The 23,076-nt window shown below is 39.1% G+C and carries 32 protein-coding genes; 18 read left to right on the forward strand and 14 right to left on the reverse strand.

Going from position 1 to position 23,076, the window contains the following annotated elements; translation table 11 throughout:
• Window positions 1-39 precede the first annotated feature (39 nt).
• The 5 genes from TSIB_RS08015 to TSIB_RS08035 form a co-directional block, all read right to left on the reverse strand.
• Entirely contained in the window at window positions 40-276 is a 237-nt protein-coding gene (locus tag TSIB_RS08015) for a lipoyl domain-containing protein (RefSeq protein ID WP_015849912.1), read from the reverse strand.
• Between the two features lie 20 nt (window positions 277-296).
• Window positions 297-1,295, reverse strand: coding sequence for an alpha-ketoacid dehydrogenase subunit beta (locus tag TSIB_RS08020; RefSeq protein WP_048160522.1), 999 nt, complete (start codon window positions 1,293-1,295; stop codon window positions 297-299).
• 1 nt (window position 1,296) lies between these two features.
• Window positions 1,297-2,304 (reverse strand): thiamine pyrophosphate-dependent dehydrogenase E1 component subunit alpha, encoded by a 1,008-nt coding sequence (locus TSIB_RS08025; protein WP_015849914.1) that lies wholly within the window; start codon window positions 2,302-2,304, stop codon window positions 1,297-1,299.
• A 106-nt stretch (window positions 2,305-2,410) separates the two neighbouring features.
• On the reverse strand, window positions 2,411-3,199 hold the full coding sequence (locus tag TSIB_RS08030) for a hypothetical protein (protein ID WP_015849915.1): 789 nt from the start codon (window positions 3,197-3,199) through the stop codon (window positions 2,411-2,413).
• Window positions 3,200-3,997, reverse strand: a complete 798-nt coding sequence (locus TSIB_RS08035) for an SPL family radical SAM protein (RefSeq protein ID WP_015849916.1) — start codon at window positions 3,995-3,997, stop codon at window positions 3,200-3,202.
• 82 nt (window positions 3,998-4,079) lie between these two features.
• Here TSIB_RS08035 and TSIB_RS08040 point away from each other — a divergent pair, with 82 nt between their 5' ends.
• Window positions 4,080-4,820 carry a heparan-alpha-glucosaminide N-acetyltransferase gene (locus tag TSIB_RS08040; protein ID WP_015849917.1) on the forward strand — a complete coding sequence of 247 codons (741 nt, stop codon included), beginning with the start codon at window positions 4,080-4,082 and terminating at the stop codon, window positions 4,818-4,820.
• Between the two features lie 8 nt (window positions 4,821-4,828).
• A complete protein-coding gene (locus TSIB_RS08045) occupies window positions 4,829-5,218 on the forward strand; it encodes an NfeD family protein (RefSeq protein ID WP_015849918.1) in 390 nt (129 codons plus the stop codon).
• Between the two features lie 188 nt (window positions 5,219-5,406).
• Here TSIB_RS08045 and thrC read toward each other — a convergent pair whose 3' ends face one another.
• Window positions 5,407-6,576: a threonine synthase gene (thrC, locus tag TSIB_RS08050; RefSeq protein WP_048160524.1), complete on the reverse strand. Its 1,170-nt coding sequence runs from the start codon at window positions 6,574-6,576 to the stop codon at window positions 5,407-5,409.
• A 157-nt stretch (window positions 6,577-6,733) separates the two neighbouring features.
• Window positions 6,734-7,825 carry a TRM11 family SAM-dependent methyltransferase gene (locus tag TSIB_RS08055; RefSeq protein ID WP_015849920.1) on the reverse strand — a complete coding sequence of 364 codons (1,092 nt, stop codon included), beginning with the start codon at window positions 7,823-7,825 and terminating at the stop codon, window positions 6,734-6,736.
• Window positions 7,826-7,963: 138 nt separating this feature from the next.
• On the opposite strand from TSIB_RS08055, the gene TSIB_RS08060 reads away from it, so the two are divergent.
• The 5 genes from TSIB_RS08060 (at window position 7,964) to TSIB_RS08080 (ending at window position 10,850) form a co-directional block, all read left to right on the forward strand.
• Entirely contained in the window at window positions 7,964-8,365 is a 402-nt protein-coding gene (locus TSIB_RS08060) for a secondary thiamine-phosphate synthase enzyme YjbQ (protein WP_015849921.1), read from the forward strand.
• A 116-nt stretch (window positions 8,366-8,481) separates the two neighbouring features.
• Complete coding sequence (locus TSIB_RS08065) at window positions 8,482-9,099, forward strand: DUF257 family protein (RefSeq protein WP_148206185.1); 618 nt, start codon at window positions 8,482-8,484, stop codon at window positions 9,097-9,099.
• Between the two features lie 424 nt (window positions 9,100-9,523).
• Entirely contained in the window at window positions 9,524-9,970 is a 447-nt protein-coding gene (locus tag TSIB_RS08070) for an ArsR family transcriptional regulator (RefSeq protein ID WP_015849924.1), read from the forward strand.
• Window positions 9,971-9,987: 17 nt separating this feature from the next.
• Entirely contained in the window at window positions 9,988-10,575 is a 588-nt protein-coding gene (locus TSIB_RS08075) for a hypothetical protein (protein WP_048160529.1), read from the forward strand.
• Window positions 10,575-10,850 carry a hypothetical protein gene (locus TSIB_RS08080; RefSeq protein WP_048160530.1) on the forward strand — a complete coding sequence of 92 codons (276 nt, stop codon included), beginning with the start codon at window positions 10,575-10,577 and terminating at the stop codon, window positions 10,848-10,850. Before TSIB_RS08075 ends, TSIB_RS08080 begins: the two co-directional genes overlap by 1 nt.
• Here the strand turns inward: TSIB_RS08080 and TSIB_RS08085 are convergent.
• Entirely contained in the window at window positions 10,795-11,361 is a 567-nt protein-coding gene (locus TSIB_RS08085; RefSeq protein ID WP_015849926.1) for an Era-like GTP-binding protein, read from the reverse strand. The genes TSIB_RS08080 and TSIB_RS08085 overlap by 56 nt on opposite strands.
• Window positions 11,362-11,413: 52 nt before the next feature.
• Here TSIB_RS08085 and TSIB_RS08090 point away from each other — a divergent pair, with 52 nt between their 5' ends.
• From TSIB_RS08090 to TSIB_RS08100, 3 genes are read left to right on the forward strand one after another with little or no spacing between them, the layout of a single operon-like run.
• Window positions 11,414-11,728, forward strand: coding sequence for a hypothetical protein (locus tag TSIB_RS08090; RefSeq protein WP_048160532.1), 315 nt, complete (start codon window positions 11,414-11,416; stop codon window positions 11,726-11,728).
• Between the two features lie 2 nt (window positions 11,729-11,730).
• Complete coding sequence (locus TSIB_RS08095) at window positions 11,731-12,270, forward strand: HD domain-containing protein (RefSeq protein ID WP_015849928.1); 540 nt, start codon at window positions 11,731-11,733, stop codon at window positions 12,268-12,270.
• A 31-nt stretch (window positions 12,271-12,301) separates the two neighbouring features.
• Complete coding sequence (locus TSIB_RS08100) at window positions 12,302-13,174, forward strand: MBL fold metallo-hydrolase (RefSeq protein WP_048160534.1); 873 nt, start codon at window positions 12,302-12,304, stop codon at window positions 13,172-13,174.
• Here TSIB_RS08100 and cas4 read toward each other — a convergent pair.
• Window positions 13,164-13,784, reverse strand: a complete 621-nt coding sequence (gene cas4, locus TSIB_RS08105) for a CRISPR-associated protein Cas4 (RefSeq protein ID WP_015849930.1) — start codon at window positions 13,782-13,784, stop codon at window positions 13,164-13,166. The genes TSIB_RS08100 and cas4 overlap by 11 nt on opposite strands.
• Before the next feature lie 143 nt (window positions 13,785-13,927).
• Window positions 13,928-14,272, reverse strand: a complete 345-nt coding sequence (locus tag TSIB_RS08110; RefSeq protein ID WP_015849931.1) for a hypothetical protein — start codon at window positions 14,270-14,272, stop codon at window positions 13,928-13,930.
• Window positions 14,273-14,446: 174 nt separating this feature from the next.
• Between TSIB_RS08110 and TSIB_RS08115 the strand changes: the two genes are divergently transcribed.
• A complete protein-coding gene (locus TSIB_RS08115) occupies window positions 14,447-15,289 on the forward strand; it encodes a class I SAM-dependent methyltransferase (protein WP_015849932.1) in 843 nt (280 codons plus the stop codon).
• Here the strand turns inward: TSIB_RS08115 and TSIB_RS10470 are convergent.
• Window positions 15,279-15,440, reverse strand: coding sequence for a hypothetical protein (locus tag TSIB_RS10470; protein ID WP_015849933.1), 162 nt, complete (start codon window positions 15,438-15,440; stop codon window positions 15,279-15,281). The two genes, TSIB_RS08115 and TSIB_RS10470, sit on opposite strands and share 11 nt — an antisense overlap.
• A 67-nt stretch (window positions 15,441-15,507) precedes the next feature.
• Here TSIB_RS10470 and TSIB_RS08120 point away from each other — a divergent pair, with 67 nt between their 5' ends.
• Genes TSIB_RS08120 through TSIB_RS08130 form a run of 3 tightly spaced genes read left to right on the forward strand, consistent with a single transcriptional unit; the run spans window position 15,508 to window position 18,294 of the window.
• A complete protein-coding gene (locus TSIB_RS08120) occupies window positions 15,508-16,440 on the forward strand; it encodes a radical SAM protein (protein ID WP_015849934.1) in 933 nt (310 codons plus the stop codon).
• A gap of 9 nt (window positions 16,441-16,449) precedes the next feature.
• Window positions 16,450-17,271 (forward strand): 7-cyano-7-deazaguanine synthase, encoded by an 822-nt coding sequence (locus TSIB_RS08125; RefSeq protein WP_048160537.1) that lies wholly within the window; start codon window positions 16,450-16,452, stop codon window positions 17,269-17,271.
• Window positions 17,272-17,307: 36 nt separating this feature from the next.
• Entirely contained in the window at window positions 17,308-18,294 is a 987-nt protein-coding gene (locus tag TSIB_RS08130; protein ID WP_015849936.1) for an AI-2E family transporter, read from the forward strand.
• On the opposite strand, the gene TSIB_RS08135 is transcribed toward TSIB_RS08130, so the two are convergent.
• The 3 genes from TSIB_RS08135 to TSIB_RS08145 are packed head-to-tail and all read right to left on the reverse strand — an operon-like array spanning window position 18,281 to window position 19,915.
• Window positions 18,281-18,826: a nicotinamidase gene (locus tag TSIB_RS08135; protein ID WP_015849937.1), complete on the reverse strand. Its 546-nt coding sequence runs from the start codon at window positions 18,824-18,826 to the stop codon at window positions 18,281-18,283. The genes TSIB_RS08130 and TSIB_RS08135 overlap by 14 nt on opposite strands.
• Before the next feature lie 3 nt (window positions 18,827-18,829).
• Window positions 18,830-19,237 carry a DUF2240 family protein gene (locus tag TSIB_RS08140; RefSeq protein ID WP_015849938.1) on the reverse strand — a complete coding sequence of 136 codons (408 nt, stop codon included), beginning with the start codon at window positions 19,235-19,237 and terminating at the stop codon, window positions 18,830-18,832.
• Window positions 19,238-19,279: 42 nt separating this feature from the next.
• Window positions 19,280-19,915 (reverse strand): hypothetical protein, encoded by a 636-nt coding sequence (locus TSIB_RS08145; RefSeq protein WP_015849939.1) that lies wholly within the window; start codon window positions 19,913-19,915, stop codon window positions 19,280-19,282.
• Between the two features lie 101 nt (window positions 19,916-20,016).
• On the opposite strand from TSIB_RS08145, the gene TSIB_RS08150 reads away from it, so the two are divergent.
• The 4 genes from TSIB_RS08150 to TSIB_RS08165 all read left to right on the forward strand — a co-directional run bounded on the left by TSIB_RS08150 (window position 20,017) and on the right by TSIB_RS08165 (window position 23,076).
• The gene (locus tag TSIB_RS08150) at window positions 20,017-20,403 is read left to right on the forward strand and encodes a PaaI family thioesterase (RefSeq protein ID WP_015849940.1); all 387 of its coding nucleotides are present in this window, start codon (window positions 20,017-20,019) and stop codon (window positions 20,401-20,403) included.
• Window positions 20,404-20,469: 66 nt separating this feature from the next.
• Window positions 20,470-20,775 carry a PadR family transcriptional regulator gene (locus TSIB_RS08155; RefSeq protein ID WP_015849941.1) on the forward strand — a complete coding sequence of 102 codons (306 nt, stop codon included), beginning with the start codon at window positions 20,470-20,472 and terminating at the stop codon, window positions 20,773-20,775.
• Complete coding sequence (locus TSIB_RS08160) at window positions 20,772-21,953, forward strand: MFS transporter (protein ID WP_015849942.1); 1,182 nt, start codon at window positions 20,772-20,774, stop codon at window positions 21,951-21,953. The genes TSIB_RS08155 and TSIB_RS08160 overlap by 4 nt, the downstream gene beginning before the upstream one ends.
• 127 nt (window positions 21,954-22,080) lie before the next feature.
• Window positions 22,081-23,076 carry an asparaginase gene (locus TSIB_RS08165; protein ID WP_015849943.1) on the forward strand — a complete coding sequence of 332 codons (996 nt, stop codon included), beginning with the start codon at window positions 22,081-22,083 and terminating at the stop codon, window positions 23,074-23,076.

The following is a 23,076-nucleotide window of genomic DNA, read 5'->3' on the forward strand; positions in this document are numbered from 1 at the left end:
ATAAAAATTAAGAAAAAGAATAATTAAAAGTTTCGAAAACTAGGCTGTTTCTACAACAGCTATTACATCTCCCTGAGACACTTCACCATTTTCAGGCACTAATATCTTGAGCTTGCCACTTGCTTGAGCTTTTATAATCACTGTAACTTTTTCTATCATAACCTCGGCTATTTCTTCGCCTTCTTTTACGACATCTCCATCCTTCTTATACCACTGGTTTACTACACCTTTTTTATCCTCTTGACTAATTGTTGGAACCTTGACTTCAATTTCCATTCTCTCTCCTCCATGTTAAGTCAAATCACTCTCTTTACAGCGTTGATGATTTTCTCTTTATCAGGAAGGACATATTTCTCTAAAACCCTGCTGTAAGGAACGGGAACATCTGGATAGGCAACTCTAACTGGCGGTGCCTCTAATGAAATTCCATTCTCAACAACTGTAGCAATGATCTCTCCACTCATACCATAGCTCCTGTAGTCCTCATCCGCTATTACCAAGCGACCGGTCTTCTTTACAGAGTCTAAGAGAGTTTTCTTGTCCAAAGGTACCAGACTTCTCAAATCAATAACCTCTGCACTTATACCTTCCTTTTCGAGCTCTTCTGCAGCCCATATTCCCTCATGTACAGTCTTAGCAACACCAACAATCGTCACATCACTTCCCTCTCTAACTACTTTTGCCTCTCCAATTGGCACAGTATAAGGCTCTTCTGGAACTTCAACGGTAGCCTCTGGTGGAGAAGGCATCCATCCAAGTCCCATAAGGCCCTTGTGGAAGAAGTACATCACCGGGTTGTCATCTCTAATTGCCGAAATCATGAGTCCTTTTGCATCATATGAGTTCGAGGGAATCACTATTTTCAGGCCTGGGACATGTGCAAAGAGCCCATATAAGCATTGAGAGTGTTGAGCAGCGTCACTGTATCCTCCACCTATTGCAGTTGTTATAACTATTGGCATCTTTAACTGTCCACCCGACATGTAGTAGGCCTTTGCTATGTGGTTGTAAATCTGATCCATAGCGACTCCAAAGAAATCAACAAACATAAGTTCCACTATTGGCCTCATTCCCTTTGATGCTGCCCCTAAAGCAGCTCCTATAAATGCTGATTCGCTTATTGGAGTGTCTCTAACTCTCTCGGGTCCAAACTTCTCTAAAAGTCCACTTGTTGCACCAAAAATTCCTCCATATGCTCCGATGTCTTCACCCATAACAAATACATTTTCATCTCTCTCCATTTCCTGAGCTATTGCCTCTGAGATTGCCTTATACATAGGAAGTTTTCTTGCCATTTCATTCACCCCCTGCAAAAACGCCCTTTAATGCTTCTTCAGGCTCAGGATACGGGCTGTTTACTGCAAAGTCAATGGCCTCTTGCACTTCCTTGACGTTCTCTTCTTTGATCTTATTAAGTTCCTCTTCTGTAGCAATACCTTTTTCTAGAAGAAGCTTTTCAAAGTTCAAAAGTGGGTCTTTTTGTTTAGCCAGCTCAAAATCCTCCTTAGGCCTATAGTGCTGAGGATCACCTTCAAAGTGTCCTCTAAGCCTGTAAACTTTTATTTCAATTAAGCTTGGCCCTTCTCCCCTTCTTGCTCTCTCAACGGCTTCTTTGGCCACTTCATAAACTGCTATGACATCAGTTCCATCCACACTCACCCCTGGAATTCCATAAGCGGCGGCTCTCTCGCTGTTCTTTGAAACTGCCGTAGATTTATCTTTCGGAACGGATATAGCCCAGCTATTATCTTCTATTACAAAAATCACGGGTAGTTTCCAGATTGCAGCTAAATTAAGGGCCTCATGAAAAGTCCCCTGGTTAGCAGCGCCATCTCCACCAACAGCAACAGCAACATAGTCTTCTCCCTTTAGTTTTGCAGCTATCCCTACGCCAACGGCTTGTGGAAAGCTTGCACCAACAATTCCACTACAACTGAAGTTTTGGTATGCATCAAATAAGTGCATATGGCCACCTTTTCCTCCTGATAATCCCGTAGCTTTTCCAAAAATTTCAGCAGTCATTTTCTTTAGATCAACACCCTTTGCTATTGCAAAGTGATGGGCCCTATGGGTTCCTACTACAGCATCTTCAGGTTTCAAATGCAGGCAAACACCAACTGCTGCTGATTCCTGACCAGAGGATAGGTGAAGTTCTCCTGGGATTGGGCCTGCAGATATATCGAATCTAGGAGTCTTTCCTTCGTAATACCACTTTGCTAGTGTTTCTTCATAGGTTCTAATCTTATGCATGACTTTGTATATCTCAAGCAGGGTTTCCTTCGGGATTTCTTCTACTTTTTCCATGTCAGACACCTCTATATACACCAAATCAAATAAAAAACAAAATCATAAGATATATTGATTAAAATATTATATAGTTTATGGATATCCTTACAGATATCAATCAAAGTTAAACAATCCGCAACTCCACAGTATCCCCAATCTCAAAGTCCTCACTAATCAGCTTGACCTTCTCTTCATTGCAGAAGACTCCAACCCCTTTAACCTTAATTCCATTGACAAAAACCTCAAAATCTGCCTTGAAGATGCCAACTCCATTGGGTAGAACTTCACTAGCTTCCACGATTTTCCCAAAGAGTCTGGCTTTTCCTTCGTTGAATATCGCACCATAGCGATAGTGGGGCAATCCTCCTTCAATGTTGCCAAAGGGTGTCATTCCCTTACCACTTTTTCGAAGTGATTTTAACCAAATGTAGCGCTCTTCCTTCTCGATAACTTCAAATGTCTCTCCTTTAGCAATGGGAACAAGACCTCTAACTTCTGGGAAAAGTGTAATCCCACCTCTAGCTCTATATCTGTCATTACAGGGCCTTACTTCAAAGTGTGCATGCTTATCGCTCCAAGGAGAGAAAAATCCAGAATAGATTAAACTTCCGATTTCATCACCAAGAAAGACTTTTTCACCGATTTTAATTTTCGGCTCTACATGAAGGACCTTCAAACAAAAATCCTCAACTTCAAAAATTAAAAGGTAGTCTTCGATGACTGGAATGTATCGAGGAGTCTTTATCTTCCTTACCTCAACCAATTTTCCCTCCTCAAATGGAAATAGAGCTTTTTCGTCAAAGTAGACATCTACAGCGGTAGCGAGCTTGTGGGGAATATACGGAGTGTCAAAAAAAGAATACCTCACATCCGGAATTTCGAGACAAAGGCCGTTTACTGTGGCTATCTTCATTCATTTCACCTCTATAACTTCCCAGCCCTCTCTGTGAACTTCTATCCCTTCAGCTTTAATATCTAAGTGTTTTATAAGTGCTATCAACTCCTTAACAAATTCCCAGAATTTATCCTCATTTATCATGATCTCATAACTTTCTGGGAAGTTTTCTTTTAAAATTTCCACGAACTTTCTTCCAGCACCCTTTAGATTGAGAACCTCAAAGGAGTGATAATCTACAATCCCCTTTGTTTCTTTAATTATGGCCTCAATATCAGTAATTCCAGGAATTATAGGGCTTATAAACCCATAGTTTTTAATTCCTTCATCTTTCAGGGTTTTTAATGCTTCTATCCTTAACTTTTGGGAGGGTGTAAATGGTTCTATGATCTGTTTTTCCTTCCCTTCAAAACTGTTTATTGTTAGGCCTACCTCAATATCATCAAAGAGTTTGAAAAGATCAATATCTCTCACCACGAGCGGAGATTTAGTCAAAATACTCAATTTATTTCTCTTATCCATCATCTGGAGGGTTTTTCTCGTTAGTTTGAGCTCTCTCTCAATTGGTTGATAGGGATCAGAGAGGCTCGACATGAAGACCTCTCCATGAACTCTCTTTCTTGCCAGCTCAGGAGCGTTAGTCTTTACTTCCACCCATGTGCCCCAGTCACCGTAGGGCTTCCATTTGCATATAAACTTAGCATAGCAGTATTTGCACGCAAATTGACAGCCAACATATTGGTTTAGGGCGTAATCTACCCCAGGGATTCCGCTTTTTGTGTAGATGGTCTTTGCTGTAGTTTTGATAATTCTCATTTAAACACCTCAGCAGCTTTTAAAGGATCGGAAATCATGTAAACACCAAACTTAAATATTAGCTTGAAGTTTATATTCCTTGATGTTCGACAGTGAGATATACTCAAAGCGATTTTGGGAAATTGACTTTGCTAGAGGGATAGCATTAATTATGATGTTAATTTCAAATTTTGTTACTGATTTGCAATTTTTCCTGGACTATTCTGAGCATAAACTTTTCTGGAGGATTTTTGCCTATGCAACCGCCTCCCTCTTTGTTTCAATCTCCGGACTCTCACTTTGGATAAGCCATGCAAGGGGTAAAAAGAATATAAGAAAATATCTTCAAAGATTCACAAAACTTTTCGGCCTTGGTTTGCTGATAACCCTAAGCACATATATTCTTCTGAAAAGAGGGACGATTTACTTTGGGGTTCTACATTTCTTAGGAGTTGCAAGTTTGCTCGTCATCCCCTTCTACCAATTAGGATGGAAAAACATTTTTATAGCACCTCTATTCCTTTTGGGCCATGAGATAGTAAGAGAAATTCACGCTGAGAGCTTGTTTCTCTTACCATTAGGTATAACTCCTCACCAGTTCTTCACTTTAGACTATTTTCCCATATTCCCATGGTTCGGGGTTTTCTTGCTAGGTACAGCTGTTGGCGGGATATTGTATCCACACGGCCAGAGAAAATTCAACCTCAACAATCTAGACAACCCAGTCATAGATGTTATATGCTTCATTGGAAGAAATACCCTAAAGATTTATTTAATCCACCAACCAGTATTCGTGGGACTGCTCATGCTTATATATGGCGGATTACCTAATTTAGGAGTGTGAAAAGTAAAATGAAGACTTATATTAAAAACATCCTCAAAATTCTCAGCATACTTGCCGATGAAATAGTCGTGGGAATATTTTTGTTCTTTATTTTGCCAAGGGCTGGAATAGAGGTTCCCTTAAAGCCAGCTCTTGCTGTAATAGGATTTCTTATTTTTAAGGACGTTATTGCTGTTAAATTCCTCTGGGAGGTCTTTGATAAAAGAGTAGAAGTTGGGCCTGAGGCATTGATTGGAAATGATGCAATAGTCGTTGAAGAGCTAAATCCAAAAGGAGTTGTAAAAGTTGGAAACGAGCTCTGGATTGCAGAATGTCTGAGTGGAACTGCCAAAAAAGGGGAAAAAGTCGAAATAATCGAGATTAGGGGCACTAAGCTGCTCGTGAAATGCCAAGAGTAGTTAAAACCATTGCAATTTCCTCTGGGTTATTTGGTGTGACTACCAATATAATTTCGAACCTTCTTCCCCTCAACATAAGTAGTCTGACGTCTAGTTGAAACTCATATGAACCTTAGAAGGACCATCAAAAGTGTGAACTTACTGAATCTCTTTTCTTCGTACATTATAACCATCGAAAAGAAAAAAAGTTAAAATTTAATAAAACTCTCCCATGTTTTAGTATCCTTAAGACCATGTCCCGTGGCTATCACAACGATTCTTTCGTCTTTATCGATTATTCCTTCTTCCCGCATCTGCCTTGCTAAGGCAAGGGCAGTTGAAGATGATGGTTCAACAAAAAGACCTTCCTTTCCGAGCAATAAACCAGCATTCATAGCTTCTTCATTTGTTACAACACCCAAGTGTCCTTTACTCTCCTCTATAGCTCTTAAAACATTTTCCCCATCTACAGGTGCTTTAACGGCTATTGCTGATGCCACTGTAGGCTTCTTTTCCTTTCTTGGCTTAATAGGCATTCCTTCTTTCCAGGCCTTTACTATGGCATCATAACCCTCTACTTGAACTCCTGCAATCTTTGGCAACCTTTCAATAAGACCCACTTTGTAGAACTCCTTTGCAGCCTTCCAGATAGCCCTCAAATGAGTTCCCGCCCCAATAGGAACAACAATCCAATCAGGGGAATCAAAACGGAGCTGATCAAAGATCTCAAATCCTGTGCTCTTTTGGCCTTCAACCCTATAGTGATAGTTGCCCGTTAAGTAATAATCTTCCTCCTTTGCCATCCTTTCACTCTCTGCCAGAGCCTCATCATAGGTAGTTCCATGGATCTTTATCTTTGCCCCATAAACCACAGCCTGAACTAGTTTACCTATTGGAGTTCCTTCTGGAACTACTATTGTCACTTCAAGTCCTGCTTTAGAACCATAAGCGGAGATACTAGCGGCCATGTTTCCAGTTGAAGCCACGACAACTTTTCTTGCATGAAATTCCAGAGCCTTTGTTATTTCCACACTTGAGCCCCTATCCTTGAATGCTCCCGTTGGATTCTCCCCTTCATTTTTGATGTAAAGCTTCCCAAAGCCAAGTTTTTTCTCCAGATTTTTCATTCTATAAAGCCTTGTACCCCCTTCATTTAAGCTCACAATCTTTCTTAGATTTGAAATTGGATAAAACATCCAATATTTCCATAATCTCGGAGCCTCCCTAAACCATGCATCGTTATCTTCTACAAGCTCCCTTATTCCTTCGTAATCATATTGAACATCAAGTGGAGCTCCACATTCTCTACATTTATAAACCCCGCTTGCCAAGGAATATTCTATACCACATTTTGTGCATTTTAACGTAGTTTCAAACATTTTAACCACCCCATATTTTACCGGATGAACTTTACATACTTAGATGTAAGCATTCTACCTTAAGAGAAACTTTTCTGAGAGATTATAAAGATTGAGAGCTAACAAACGTACGAACATGCATTTTTATGTGCTTTCAGCTACAAAAATAGAAATTTGTTTACCTGTACCCCAGCACATGAATATCCCTAACTATTCGATGTCTTTCTTCAAAGTCTGTATATCTCGCCATAACCTCAAAACCCAACTTTTCGAGCCATTTTCTTTCTTTTCTATAAATCCTACCATCATTGAGCCTGTAAGCTGGAAAGACAAACACAACCCTTCCATGTCTCTTTAGAACATCGCCAAAACTATCAAAGACACTAAAGTAAAACCTGTCAAGTTCATTTGCAAGTTTTATTGCTTCTCCCGTAGTGGGGTGATACTTTAAGGGCTTACCCATATAAGGCTCGGTAACTATTGCATCAAATTTGACTCTAAAGCAGCGTTTGAGTTTTCTTACATCACAAATTTCGAGATGCGCACTCCCTTTAGTTCGAAATTCTTTTTTCAACCATTTCAAGTTCTCTTTGGCCCCATGAATTGCTCTGGGATTGGAATCACTCCCATAAGCATTAAGCCCTTGAAGCACAAATTCCTGGACTATAGTACCTATTCCACAGAAGGGATCAAGAAAGTTGCCTTGCCTGATTTCGGTTAGATTTATCATTATTCTAGCCAAACGTGGAGGTATTGAAAGAATTGCCCTCTGCACGGGCCTTTCCACATCAAGCTTCTTAAGCTCAAATGGATCTGTAAGAGTTATGGTTTCACCCACATAAACACTCTTACCAAAGAAAACGACAAAATCCTTTACTTCAGGAAAGCCCTTTAGGATAAGTTCAGAGGGCATTGCATATACTTTAGCGGGTTTGAAAAACTTTGCTGGGCCATGGGATTTAAAAGTTTTCTTTATCTCACTCCCTAGTTTCCTCCAGAGTTTCCAGTCATCTCTTCCATAAATGCTCACGGTAAAAAGCTTTGCATAATCTAGTTCTTTTATCGCTTCTTCTCCCTCACCAAGGATTCTCACCAACTTTAAAGAACCACCAAGCCTGTGAAAAAGCCTTTCTATGCTTTTATCACCCTCAAAAACTATCCAATACGTGGAACCTTCAACAACTTTAACCTTTAACCCGAATCTTCTCACGAAAGCCCAGAATTCCGCCTCACTCAGCCTTGGGTTCTTTCCATAGATGATCGCATACATGGTTTGAAGTTCAGGAGGGGATTTAAAAAGGTTTGGAGAAAAGCCTTAAATATTCTCTAGCACTTTTTAGATTTGAAAGAGATAATATGTAAGAACATAGCTCTTGGACTTTCAATTAGTATTTTGGAGGCGTAATCCATGCTCTTTGAGGTTGAAATCTCGACGAGAAGGGAGTTTGAAGTGATTGACATCGCCCACCTAATAGAGCAAAAGATAAGGGAGAGTAAGATAAAGGAAGGATTAGCTGTAATTTTTACGCAACATACAACCACAGCCCTTTTCATTAACGAAAACGAAAATGGACTTCTTGAAGACGTTAAGGGATTCCTTCAAACTCTTGTCCCCAAAGGAAAAGGCTACAAGCACGACAGAATTGACAGAAATGCACATTCCCATTTGAGGAGCATCCTCCTAAATCCAAGCCTTGCAATCCCAATAAAAGATGGAACGCTTCTACTTGGAACTTGGCAGAGCGTTATCTTTGTAGAACTCGATGGGCCGAGAAGAAGGAGAGTTTTCATAAAGCTTTGCGAATGTTGACGTTTTTTAAAATCCTCATTTAAGCAAAACGACTTGTACAGAAAAAAACCTTAAATAATTTTTAATGTATATAGTTCCTTAAATAATTTTTAATGTATATAGTTACTGGTGATATAATGTTAGAATTTTTTGATAAGTTGAAACCAGGAGAGATTGTGTTAGTAGAGTATTCATCCAGGGATGATCCAACACTATTCGTTGCTGAAATAGCAAGGTGGGCTGATGCCAAGAAATACCAATTACTAGTAACTGATTTATTTAATACCGTAGAGTTATACCTAAAACGAGCAAATTTCAGAGGCTCTCATTGTGAGCTGAAAAAAGCAAAATTTATCGAGATTGGATTTCGTAAAATACCTGAAGTAAATATGATTGGATTCTTAAGAGGAGACAGGGAATTACCTGCGTTAGTCAGTGAATACCGCCAGATTTTTGATAAGATGTTAAGTGAAAAGTTTACTGTTGTACTTCTCTTTGGAATAGAGAGATGGTTCATTAAAAGAAATGAAAAAATACCATTTGTCAATGTGCTTACAAGCTTTTTGGGAGACACGCCCAGAATCGCATTTTACATTGTGAACAGGGATATTTTAAATATAGCTAGCCCAGGAGCCTTCGCATTACTAGAAGACTTGGCCACCACTATTATAGAATTCAAAAAAGGCGTAAGAAGAAAGATTGTAATCACTAAAGCCCTTAACAGGGAATTAGAAGACTATGAAATGGAATTGTAAAACCAACCCATTTCCTCATCTCTTCTGATCAATTTTAACCACCATTTCCTTGTAGTTTGAGCGTTCTATTAATTATTGGTGATGTATGATGTTTGAGTTTGAGAGTTTGAGAAGGTTTTGGAAGAATGAGAGAAAGCCTGAAGCTCAGAGAGAGTACGCGAGATACGACGCAACAAACCTCCAGAGAAAAATTATGTGAAATACTGACACTAAAAGCCAGAAACGGCATTTTGCTCTTTTTCAATTTTTTCTTATTTCAAAAATCCCTCTACAAGGAAATATTTAAATACCTAAGAAGCATTACCAATATTAATTGGAAACTAATTTGTACAAATAAGGTGTAAAGCTTTCTAAGATGTGAACTGATCAATTCTAATCGGAAAGCCTATATGAATTGACCAGGCATATATAAGATGGGATAAAGATGCCAGAAGAGCAAGATGTCGAAAAACTTTCAGAGGAAGTTAAAATTTTAAGAAAGACCCTTAATGAGCTTATGACCAGTTTTGAGTTAGTCTCAAGGTTAGCAGAGAATTATCTGAAGCTAATGAACATATATGCCCAATACGGCGGTCTGGGAATAGACGTTGTTGTCCCCCAGATAAGACATGATCCTATAGCAAGAGAGATTGTGCGGATTCTCTTTGATCTAAAAAGTGCTAATATAAGTCAAATAACTCAAGAATTGAAAAAAAGAAGGGGTAAGGCTTCACGAAATACTGTTAGAGAAAAGATTCAGTACTTAAGCTCCCTTAATGTTGTTGAAGAAGTCGATGGGGAAAAGGGAAAAGGATATGCACTAAAAAAAGAAGTGCTCAATAAGTGGTTTGATTTGATCGGAATCCCAATTAAGTTTGACCAAACAAAATAATTATCGAGGTGATTGAAATGGAATTTGATGAAAAATTTGGTGAAGAGATGAAGAAAAAAATTGAAAAAGCTATAGAAAGCGAAGCTGGAGCAAAAAAATTTATCGAAGAAACAATTAAAGAGCTCACAAAAGAACTCAGAGAAGCAAAGAGTGAAGAGGAGATAGAGCTCATCGAGAAAAAGATAGAAATGCTCGAAGACATGCTTTATGCTACCTCAAAGAAAAAAGAAAGCAAAGAGGACGTAGAAGAACTTGGAGAAGTCCTCAGTACAGTCTCAGAGCACTTACCAAAGATAATGGACTCAATTTTCGGCCCCATAAAAGAACTCCTAAACGATGTATACGATCCAGAAAAAGCCGAAAAGTTCGGAAAAAATGTAGCAAGCTTTTATAAAGAGCTCGTTGGAGCTGGAATGGACCCAGATAAAGCTTTTGAACTTACAAAGGAGTACATGGAAAGCATGAACATCATAAAGACCCTTGTGGGAGCTTTTATGAAAGATAAAATGGGCAAACTTGAAGGGTTTAAAGAGCTCCAAAACCTTGGAAAGAAAAAGAAAAGAGAGATAGAGATTGAGGAGGAAGAATTTGAGGAGGAGCTCTGATGGTTCTTTCCCTCTTTCTATCTTTTCTGCGATTAATGTGGATTCTGCCCAAAATGTTATGGCAATTTGCAGGAATGAAAAGAGCTATCAAGAGAGGAAAAAGAAAGTTCAAAAAAGCACTAGTCAAAAATGGCTTTCCCAAAGAACTTGCAGAAGAACTTGCAAATGATTATGCTATTCTGGATGAAATGCTGAGTTTTGAAGGAATTCTAAAATTGGTTAAGACTTCTTGGCGTACTGAGCGTAATATACCAGCTTTTCTAAAAGTTCGTTAAATCCTTCATAGGTAACCAGTGACAGCATTATCGGTTCCTGTTCAAGCCTCTTCTTGATGATCTCCCTAAGTTCTTCAACTTTTTCTTTCGGTATGAGATCTATCTTGTTGACAACTACTATTATCGGTTTTTCGTATCTGAATTTAAGGATATGATGAAGTTTTTCCATTCCTCTGTGAAGGCCATACTGGGCATCTATCATATTGATAATCACATCTGCTGAAGCAATTTCATTCAAAAGCTCTTTGAACTTCTCCTCACTCAAAACCTTTCCTCTAAGTTCATATTGGGGATCATAGAGGCCTGCAGTGTCAATTAAAACTAACTCATCTGCTCCTCCAAAGGGATTCTTCATTGTTTTAGGTATCTTCACAGTTCCAAAGGCCCTTTTTATAATTCCTTTTGTGGTACCTGGAATGGGTTGGGTTTCGGATACTTTCTTTCCCAAGAGAGCATTCATTAAGGTAGACTTCCCAACATTCTCAGCACCTATAATCGCAACCTTTATCATATCTCACCACCAAATTATCTTCACAATTATTATATTAAAGGGTGATGGGGAGATGCCTAAACGGGTCAAGTTCGGTCACAACTATTATTATAACCTTAGCATTGATGAATTAAAAAGAGGAGAATTTCGAGGGAGGAATGTTATGATAGAAGGTATTGTAGAAGACAAAGTTACTGTAGAGTTCCTCCCCATGGAACTACCAAGTTACAGAACGACTTTTCATATAAATGGACTTAAGATCGAATTTTCTGGAATCCCCCATATCGGCCAAGGTGACATTGTCAAAGTATATGGAAGATTCATTGGGGATGGGATCATCGCAAAGGCCATTGAGACAAATAGATCCTTATACGTAACGGAGGAATAAGAATGTTAAAAATCTTTCTAGAGGGAGGAAAACTTAAAAAACTCCCTCGAATGGGTTGGTTGCTTAGAGGGATTCCTAAACCAGAAAGTGTCGCCGACCATGCTTTTTGTGTGACATTGATAACCTTATTCTTAGCAGATGAGCTTAGAAAGAAAGGAATAAACATTAATGTGGAAAGAGCCCTTAAGATAGCAATTCTTCACGATCTCGCAGAAGCAAGGATAACCGATCTCCCCCTCGATGCCCAAATATACATTGATAAGAAAAAAGCAGAGAAGAAGTCAATGATAGATATCTTGGGAGCTGAGAAGGTAGAATATTTTGAGCTTTTTCAAGATTACGAAGAAGAAAGAAGTATTGAAGGGAAGTTGGTGAAGTTTGCAGACAAACTGGAGATGGTTCTCCAAGCTTGGGAATACGAAAAGGCCGGATTTAAAGGATTAGAAGAATTTTGGAACGCCGTAGACTACCTTAAACAAAGCGAGTTTTATGAATATTTTAAAACGCTGATTGAAGAAATCGAAGAACTGAAAACTTATTAACAAAAAAGCCTATTTCTTTTTGGTGGTTAATGTGGCTCTCGAAAAGTTAGGTAAGAACTTATATTTATATCCTGGAAGTCCATCTACCATGATAAAAACCGGAGAAAAAACCGTAATAATTGATCCTGGAAACGGAAGTAAGAGACCTAAAGAACTTAGAAGGGAGCTTAGAAAGATTGGGGTAGAAATTAACTATATTATTGCCACTCACGCCCACGCAGATCATGTGGCCATTGTTCCCAAACTAGATAAACCCCTCTTCATCCATCGATACGAATTCTCAATAGCCGAAACCCCACTTAATAGAGAACTACTAACTTTTGGATCAAAGGCTCCTAAGGGGTTTTTAGTATACCAGTTCCCTAGTGAAGTTAGAGTCCATGCTATTTTTGACTGGAGTGATGAGCTTTTTGGACTTAGGGCCCTTGAATTACCTGGTCACTCTCCGGGAATGACTGGTTTTCTAGATGAAGAAAATGCTGTGCTCTATGCTGGAGACAGCTTCTTTGGTGAAAGAGTTATAGAGGGTGTGGGCCTTCCATATTTAATAGAGCCAAACCTCTTCAAAGAATCTATAAAAAGATTGGTGAATTATGCAGAAGAAGGTGTCCTTCTCATACCTTCCCATGGCAAGAGCGTGAAGGGAGAGGAAGCCCTTAATTTGCTGGAATTCAATCTCAAACGTGTTGAAGCTGGAGAATCAAAGATACTTGAACTTCTAAAAACACCAAGAAGTGTTAGCGAACTCAGTTACTTCTTAGCAAAAAGTTTTGATGCCAAAATAACTCCTCAGGCACTAGCTCTAAACCAAGTTCCTATAAGGGCAATAATAGCCGACTTGTACAATAAGGATCTCATAGAACCTGTGATAGAGGAAGACCTCAAATGGAAAGCTAAACCTTAGACCCATTTCCAGAACATATGTAATAATAGGGACAAAACCTACAGGTGTAGTCATTCCATCCTTTCGGAGGTATTCCCCTTTCATAGTGTTTCTTTATTACATAGAATTGCTTAACAGTCTCTCTAAAAAGCTTCTCATCATATGGAATCTCAAAGGCCTTGAAGTTTTTCCCTTTTACTACGGGAAATTTAGAGAAGTCTATGCCATCCAAAACTTTCTTTGGCCTCTCCTGAAGTTTGACATAATACAAATAACCATATTCACTTTCCGCCCAACGCAGGTAAATGTTTAACTGGGCCAGATGATAATCATATGGAATCCTAGGAAGAGACGTCTTCCCTTTAATTTCAATTGGATAGTTTTTATAGGCATCTATCCTACCGTGTATTTCAAAGCCAAGACGGGAAGATTTGAGAATAATATGTTTCTCAAGCTCAAAGCCAAATCTGCGTTTGAGAATATCACCAAGAACATTATGGGTGTTAATTCCCTGTTCAAGTCTAACTCTAACAAAATCGGGCCATTTCTCTTTATAACCCTTAAGACGGAAGTATATCCTTCTAGGGCATGTCATCGCTTCACTTGCATAAAACTCCAGCATTTCATCCATTCAAGCTCCCCCTAAATTTTAAAGGGCCTTGTTTAACGCGTCAGCTAATACCGACGTCATCATCAACTCAGACTGGGCAAGGCCCATCATCCGCTAATCAAAATAGCACTTTAAGGTTTAAAATGTTTTAGGAAAAAGAAAAATCAACTTCTTGTCTTCAAAAGAGAGTCTTTCTTTATCGAGTAGCTCAACCCATAAGCAGGCCATAAGCCTGGCGGCATTGAATAGTGGTGAAGGTTTCTAAGAATCTTTTCTGCATCTTCCTTACTGCTTGCAACAACTTTAAGTCTACCCCTACTTAGTTCAACTGTACCGTTGGGGAGCTTAAGAATAACCCTATCTCCAATTACATCCGGTTTAGCCCTCATTAAAAGAGCCCTTAAATCCCTATAGGCATCATCCGTTATTTTTTGTTCAACGACGCTTTCTCTCTTCTTTGATTTCAAAATTTTGCTCAACCAAAAACTACTCGACGATTCGTCATCCATTGTTAAACTCTACCTCCAGTGAGGTTCTCAGATAATTATGAGAAATACTTGTTTTTAAGCTTTTTCTATCGATTTTCGCCGAAATGACAGAGTTATGTCTGAATTCAGAAGGTTAAGCAATGCCACTAATTAAGACAAAGAAAACAATATAAACCTTTCAGCAAATTTCCTTCGATGATAAGGAGAACTCAGTTAATAAAACCACGCATAAGAGAGATACTAAGCAATATTCTTCCCCCCGAGTTAGTTGACCTTCTCCCCAAACACTGGGTCCAATTAGGGGATGTTCTAATACTTCCTCTCAGGGAAGAACTTTTGCCGTATAAGGAGGAAATTGCAAAGGTTTATGCAGAGATTTTAGGCGTGAAAACTGTCTTAAGAAAGGGAAAAATCGGGGGTGAATTCAGAGAGACCAACTACGAGATAATTTATGGGAATGATCCAATAACGATCCACAAAGAGAACGGCATCCTCTACAAATTTGATGCCTCCAAAGTGATGTTCTCTCCAGCAAACGTCAAGGAAAGGGTCAGAATGGCGAGGGTTGCAAAACCAAATGAGCTTGTAGTTGATATGTTTGCCGGAATAGGACATTTAAGCATACCCATAGCAAAACATTGTGGAGCAAGGGTTATAGCTATCGAAAAGAGCCCCTACACATTTAAATTTCTTGTAGAAAACATTGAACTTAACAAGGTGCAGGAGAGGATGACAGCATATAACATTGACAACCGCGAGTTTAAGGGAGAGAACATGGCAAATAGAATTCTAATGGGCTATGTAGTGAAGACTCATGAATTCATTCCCAAAGCCCTTGAGATAGCCAAGGATGAAGCAATAATTCACTACCACAACACAGTCCCCGAGAAACTGATGCCAGAAGAACCTTTCAAGACTTTTCAAGAAACTGCGAGAGAATATAACTACGAGGCAGAGCTGTTGGAGAGCAGAATAATCAAACGTTACGCTCCGGGAGTATGGCACATTGTTCTAGATGTAAGAGTCTTCAAAAAGTAGAGCTTTCATAGGTCGCCCAAACAGTATAACATCCTTTTTCATCTTCTTCAATTTGTATGGTTTTTAATGAGCTACCATATTCACTGATAAGTTTCTCAACTACTCCTGGTATCTCCTCAAGAAAAGCTTTTCTTTTCACTGTTATCTTCATCTGATCACCAAGAGTTCAACAACGTCAAGTTTTTTAATGATTTCTCAAAGCATTTCTAGGTGAGAAAATGAAATACAACTGGGAAGAATTTGCGAGAAAAATGGGTGTGGAGCCAAAAATCCTAGAAAATAAAGAGGCTAGATTGTTAAAGAAGTTTATTGATGATCTAATGCCTCCGACTCACTGCCAAGGATGCCAAGGCCTAGATTTAAGCATAGAGAATCCCGTACACCATCCTTCTTATGAGCTCACACCATCATGTAACCACGACTGTATATTCTGCTACTCAAAAGTTGCTTTAAAACTCAAAAAGGCCCCACAGCCGGGCTACTACGGATGGGAAAACCCTTATGCGATTACCGTCTCTCAATACGGCGAGCCCCTCATAAGTCCAAAAATAGTGGAGGCCAATAAAATGCTCCGCGAGAGATTTCCGGATGCGAGGCTAGACTTACAAACAAACGGCTCCCTTTTAACGAAAGAGTTATGGCAGAAGCTTGATTTTGATCTCGTGATGATAAGTCTCGACGCAGCGAGCAGAGAGAAGCACAAGATGATAACCAACGCCAACACTTTTGATAATGTTGTAAATGCCCTCAAAATAGTTGGGATAGACAAATCGGTGCGCTCTGTAGTGAGAACTATCTTCATGCCCGGCATAAATGACGATGACATACCAAAGATAGCAGAGTTAGCCGCTTCTCTTGAGGTGGATGAGATGATGCTTCAACCATTAACAATTCATAAGCTTAATGAAGAACGACTGAAGAAAGCAGGTTTGGATTTTGAGAGGGCTGAGAGCATAAGAGAATACCTAAAAGCGGCGATGGAAGCTAAAAAGTACATAGACGTTAGGATAAGCGGCTGCCAGCTAGCAATATATAGAAACTTAGACGCATTAACACTTTTCAGTGCAAAGCGCATAGGGAGAGACGTGGCACCAATAGTGAAGAGAAAGAAAATTGAGCTCGAAGAGAATTCACCACAAGATCAAAAATAGTGAGTGAAGATGCTTAAATGTTCTCTCTGCATAAACGATGAAAAGACTGCAAAAATCAAAATCGTTGATGGGCGTCCATTGTGCAAAGAGTGTATGAATTACCTAGCCCATAAACCCAACAAAGAAAAAATAAAAGCCGAGCTTGAAGAGTTAATGAGCAAAGTGGATAAAGCCATAGCAGCTTTTTCAGGAGGAAAGGACAGTACAGTGGCGCTTTATCTCGCGAAGGAGAAGTATAAAGTAGATGTAGAGGCTGTAATGATCGACCACGGCTTCATGGCTAAAGAGGCTATAGAGAACGCAAAGAGAATAACCGAACATCTGGATGTTCCCTTAACGGTTCTTCGCTACGACTACTCCAATATCTTCAGGGGAGCTCTCCTTAAGGTAAAATCTCCCTGTAAAAAGTGCTCTTCTAGAACCATGGGGGGACTCAAAGAGTATGCATTGAAAAAAGGAGTAAAATTCATAATAACGGGCCACGAGTTACCTTTTGGCCATCGCCCATACAAGATTATTAGAGGTGGGATAATCCAGATAAGACTTTTAAGCCTTATGAGTGAGAAGGAACGCTTTAAAATTCTTGAAAAGCTTCCCTTTAAATTCCCAGATCTCCCTGGCTACACTACAAACTGCCTCATCATAGGGCCTGCACTTAGACAGTATTATGAAAAGCACGGCTACAGCTTTGAGATTAGAAGAATAGCAGCTCTGGTGAGATACAGACTGATCAACACAGAAAAGGCCCTAAAAAAGGTTAGCAAACCAGAAATCTCAGAAGAAATTGAAAGGGAAGTTTATAAAAGACTTGGAATTGAAAAAAAAGATTAATATATCACCAAAGTTATCACAAATAATGGGGAACTCATGAAAGCGGAAGAAATCGTATGGGGAACTGTCACCCTTATAATCGCTTATCTTGCATGGAAAACAATAGCCCCTCTCTTGTCAGCGATATTCTTCGCCGCTATTCTAGCCTATGCAGTTTTACCGCTTCATAAACGCCTGACAACGAGAATAGACAACAAAAAATCCGCATTGATTCTCACCCTCTTATTAATCGGACTCTCAAGTATTTTCACGGTAGAACTTGTACTGATCATAAAGAACCTAATAGCTTCATTTTACGAAGATATAATGAATTTCATCTATTGGAGCTTAACAATTGAGCTGCCCTTTGGAATTCATGATGTCCTTCAAAAGTTGTACTCCCAGTCAACTCCAAAATTAGCTGAATACGTGCAGAGTTATGCATTTTCAATCCCAAAATATCTTCTTCAGTTGGTCATCTTTCTTGCAATGTTCTATACATTCCTTGTAAACTCTGATAGAATAAAGAAGCAGATATATCTCCTAATACCTAGAGGGCATGAGGATTTAGGTGAAAAGCTCTTAAAGAGGGCCGATGTGACATTGCAGGCATTAATTAGAGCATGGCTTCTCCTCAACATTGCTAAAGGGGCCTTAATGACGCTCGGATTCTGGGGATTTGGCATCACAGACATCCCCACTGCCCTATTAGCTGGCCTTTTAACGATGCTCTTCAGCTTTATTCCACTCTTTGAGGGCTGGATGATATGGGTCGTTGCAGCAATATTTCTCCTAAAACAGGGAGATGTGCTAAAAGCCATTGCAATCTCTATTTACGGGGCAGTGTTAGTATCCCCACTACCGGATTTTACAATTAGGCCTAAGCTTGTTGCAAAAGAAGCCAAGCTGGATGAGATAATGGTTCTCATTGGTATGATAGGTGGAGTATGGGCATTTGGAGTTAAAGGCCTTATAATCGGCCCAATAATACTTAATCTTGTATCCGCTTTATTAAAAGAGTGGAAAAGAATTAAAGCTCAGTAGAGCTGACAATCTCTACTCCTTTCTCCTTTAGTTCTCTTAGGACCTTTTCTTCATCTTCTGGTCTTATTCCTTTAACTGCATTTTTGACGAGGTAAACCTCAAAATCATGCTTGAGGGCATCTAGGGCTGTGGCCCTAACACAGTACTCTGTTGCAACCCCGCAGATATAAACTTTCTTAACTCCTTTTTCTTTTAGTATCTCTGCTAAGTTTGTTCCTTCAAATCCAGAGTATGCTTCCTTATCTGGTTCATCAGCTTTTGAGATTATTATTACATCATCAGGCAGTTTTACAACAATTTCCGCTCCATTAGTGTTTTGAACACAGTGTTTTGGCCATGGACCTCCTCTTTCTCTGAAGCTTATATGGTTATGAGGATGCCAGTCCCTAGTAGCAACTATCAATGCATCCTTTCTTTTGAACTGTTTAATTAGCTCCTCAATCGTTGGGATTATTTTGTCTCCTTCAGGTACCGGAAGAGCTCCCCCCGGCATGAAATCTCTCTGCATATCAACTATTACCAAAGCCTCCATCATTTACACCTCCAGCTTGTCCTTAAACTTTGACATATCAATTCCTTTATCAAGACCGTACAAATACGCAATAACTTTCTTATCCAGCTCTCCATATCTTTCAGAGAACTTATTTAGCTCTTCCAAGACCTCAAAGTGACTCCATCCAAGTTGTTTAGCGATATAATTTATCATCTCACCAAAAAGATCCTCTTGCTGTTCCTCTTTCTTGAGCATTTCCTCCCTAATAATAAGTCTATCTCCTTTTTGTTCAATTATACCCCTTTTTATTGCCTCCTCTATCAAGTTTTTGGCTTCCATATAATTCATAAGACCTAATCTAAGAACAATAGTCCCGATTAATTCTGGTTTAGAAAATTCATTTGACCCTTTGTAAAGAATAGCATGCCTTAAGGCCTCCACGAATTCCACCAAGAATAAATAGGAACTCAAAAAATAAAAAGTTTTGCCAGATTAACCTCCTACTCCTCCTCCACCCCAGAAGAACATCTCAAATGGAAAGTCAAAGAGGTCTGAGAGCCTTCCTCCAGGGGATTGGGGATATACAAGATAGGCTGTTCTAAGGGCTTTTACCGATTTTTCATCTACCTCATATATGTACAGCTTCACAACTGGTAAAAACGGATATCCTTGAGCTATTACCACCTGATCAACCCTTCTAACTATGGGACCCTCTCTTTTTGAATCTAGAAGCTTATAACCCTTCAAGAATCCTATTGAAGGTGTTCCAAGTTTTTTAATACCTTCAACGTCAAACCTGTAGAATTCATCACTCTTCATATCCTCCAAAACACCATCAATATTTAAATGACTCCCACTCATTGTAAAAGAGTAAAGGGATAGGTAATAATCCGTTGCCTTGAATACGGAAATTGACCAAACTAAAAGGCCTATCAAAAGCCATGGAAGAAATTTTTTAAAAAACGGCCAAATACCGCCTTTTATTTCAGCAATCTTGAATTCTTTTTTTAATAGATAGTTCCTATTAAGATATGCTCCGTAAAGTATTATCGCAAGCCCGCCAACATAATAAAAAGCCATTATGAGAAGATAAGCACCATATTCCGGTCCATGCTCAAGATACACCATTATTTTCCACCCCAGTAATAGGAGTATTCAAAATTTAAAAAGTTTTTCAACAGTGTAAAGGTTTATAATTCAAGGAAACCAAATGTCCATTGGTGATTAGTATGAAGCAGAGAACCCACTTGTTAACTTCCAAGGAGCTTGTAGGGGAACCTATAAAAATTGAAGATGGCTATGCAGAAGTGAAACTTAAAACCAGGGAAGAGATGAAGGTTGATGAATATGGCTTAGTTCACGGTGGCTTTACTTTTGGTTTAGCCGATTATGCGGCAATGCTCGCAGTTAATGAACCCACCGTAGTGCTGGGAAAAGCAGAAGTTAAATTCACAAAACCTGTAAAAGTCAGAGACGAACTCTTAGCTAAAGCAGAAATTGTTGAAGATCAAGGAAGAAAAAAAGTTGTCTTCGTTGAGATTTTCAATCAAAAAGACGAAAAAGTCCTTGAGGGCAATTTCTACTGTTATGTATTAGAGAAGCATGTTTTAGAGTGATTTTTTCTTTATTTAATCCAAAAAGCTTTTATACTTTAGTTTCGAAATCTGATATCGGGATTTGATATGATGCGCCGGATCATCCTTGGATTTATGGGGCTACACATACTTCATCATGCGAGTAAAGAAGCGATTACAGGAACTTTCATGATGAAAGAGCTAGAAAATCATGGTTACAAAGTGAGCCCCGGAACAATATACCCTCTTCTTCAGAATATGGAAAAATTAGGCCTCTTAAAAAGCACATGGAAGATTAAGGACGGAAGAAGAATACGAACCTATCAAATAACCCAAGAAGGCATCAAAGTGCTTGAAGAGAGTAAGAAAAAGGTCAAAGAGCTTTGTATGGAAATCTTAGGTGATACAAAATGAGTAAAGAAGAGAAAAGGATCTTAGGGATAAGTTGGAACGTTTTCCTTCTCGGCCTTGTCAGCTTTCTCAATGATATGAGCAGTGAAATGATAGCACCGATAGTGCCCACCTACCTAACGGACGTCCTTGGAATTGGAAAAGTCATAAGCGGGTCAATAATGGGCCTTATAGAAAGTTTGAGTTCTCTTTTCAAGGTTTTATTTGGCTATGTAAGCGACGTCTTTAGAAAAAGAAAAGTATTTGTGACCCTTGGATATCTGCTCTCAACAATTTCAAAGGGAGCCTTAGCATTCACGCACTCATGGTGGGATTTTCTTACCTTAAGAGTTTTAGACAGAATTGGAAAAGGAGTAAGAACGGCCCCTCGAGATGCTCTAATAGCAGAATCGAGTGAAAAAGGAAAAAGTGGCAAATCATTTGGATTTCATAGAATGATGGACACTCTCGGAGCTGTGGCCGGGCCATTAGTCGCAATAGGTCTGCTTGCCCTCCTAAAGAACTATCCCATAAAAGTAGCATATAGGTACATATTTCTGCTTTCAGCTATTCCCGGTACTTTAGGTATTTTGGTGGTTGTATTCCTAGTTAGGGATAAAGGTGAAGAAGTCAAAAAGAAGATAAAAGGAATCTCTGCACTAAAAAGTAGAAATCTAAGGTTATTCCTGGTTATAGTTGCTCTAGCTGCTCTTGGAAGATATAGTTATGCATTCACACTCTGGAAGGCCAAAGAGCTTGGTTATTCTGTTGTTCAGGGCCTTGGCTTTTATGCAATTTTTAATGCAATTTATGCTTTCTCAGCATATCCTATAGGATACTACTCAGATAAGGTCAGTAAAAAAGGCATCATAACTATTGGTTTTGGTATAGCAGCTTTAGCCTCCCTCCTATTCGCATACTCAAAAACTTTACCAATGCTCTTAATGGCATTTGTTTTCTATGGAATCTACATAGCTATTGAGGACACAATCCCTAGGGCCTATATGGCAGACCTCGCAAAAGAATTCGAAAAGGGCACAATCATTGGTGCATATCATACAGTTTTTGGCATATTTGTGTTCCCCGCATCAATAATAGTAGGCTACCTCTGGCAGGAATACTCCCTTAAGATTGGATTCCTCTATGCAGCGGTTATCAATCTCATTACGATGTTTTTGATGGCACTTCTGGTGAAAGATTAATTTCGTCATTTTTTCATTATTTTCGTGGGTTTTATAAAACAGACTACAAAAACTTAGTCGGGTCTAATGAAAATATTGTCAGAAAGACTAAAAAGGAAATACGTCAACAAAGAGAGGAGGTCAAACAATGAAAAAACTCTTAATCATCGGTACCGGTGGAACGATTGCAAGCGCTAAAACAGAACAAGGATACAAAAGTGTCCTCAAAATAGATGAAATACTTAAACTAGCCAAAATAAAACTAGAAAATGGATATAAAATCGATAGCACCAATATTATGAACATAGACAGCACTCTGATACACCCTGAAGACTGGGAAATTATAGCTAAAGAGGTTTTCAAGGCTCTTGATGATTATGATGGCATTATAATAACCCATGGAACAGACACTTTGGCCTACACCGCTTCAATGTTAAGTTTCATGATAAAAAACCCCAACAAACCAATTGTACTCACTGGCTCTATGTTGCCAATAACAGAAAATGGAAGTGATGCCCCCAGAAACATCAGAACTGCAATAAAATTTGCAATGGAAGATGTCGCAGGTGTTTTTGTAGCTTTCATGGATAAAATAATGCTGGGTTGTAGGACATCTAAGGTTAGAACCCTCGGCCTAAATGCATTTATGAGCATAAATTACCCTGATGTGGCTTATGTAAAAGGAGAAAAGATCTTATACAATATCCCCAAAGAAAAATTCCAACCAAATGGTAGCCCTGAGCTAGATACAAAGTATGAACCAAGGGTTGTTGTTTTAAGAGTTACCCCTGGCTTAGGGGGAGAGATCATAGATGCAGTCCTAGATGCTGGATATAAAGGCATAGTGCTAGAAGGCTATGGTGCGGGTGGTCTCCCATATAGAAAGAGTAATCTTCTAAGCAAAATTAAGGAAATTACACCAAAAATCCCGGTAATTATGACAACTCAAGCACTCTATGATGGGGTTGACATGAGAAAATATGAAGTAGGACGAAAGGCATTAGAAACAGGAATTATCCCCGCAAAAGACATGACAAAGGAAGCAACGATCACAAAGTTAATGTGGGCCCTTGGACACACAAAAGACGTTGAAAAGATAAGAGAAATAATGCATACGAACTACGTAAATGAAATAAAAAGCTAA

Source organism: Thermococcus sibiricus MM 739, from assembly GCF_000022545.1.
GTDB lineage: Archaea > Methanobacteriota_B > Thermococci > Thermococcales > Thermococcaceae > Thermococcus_A > Thermococcus_A sibiricus.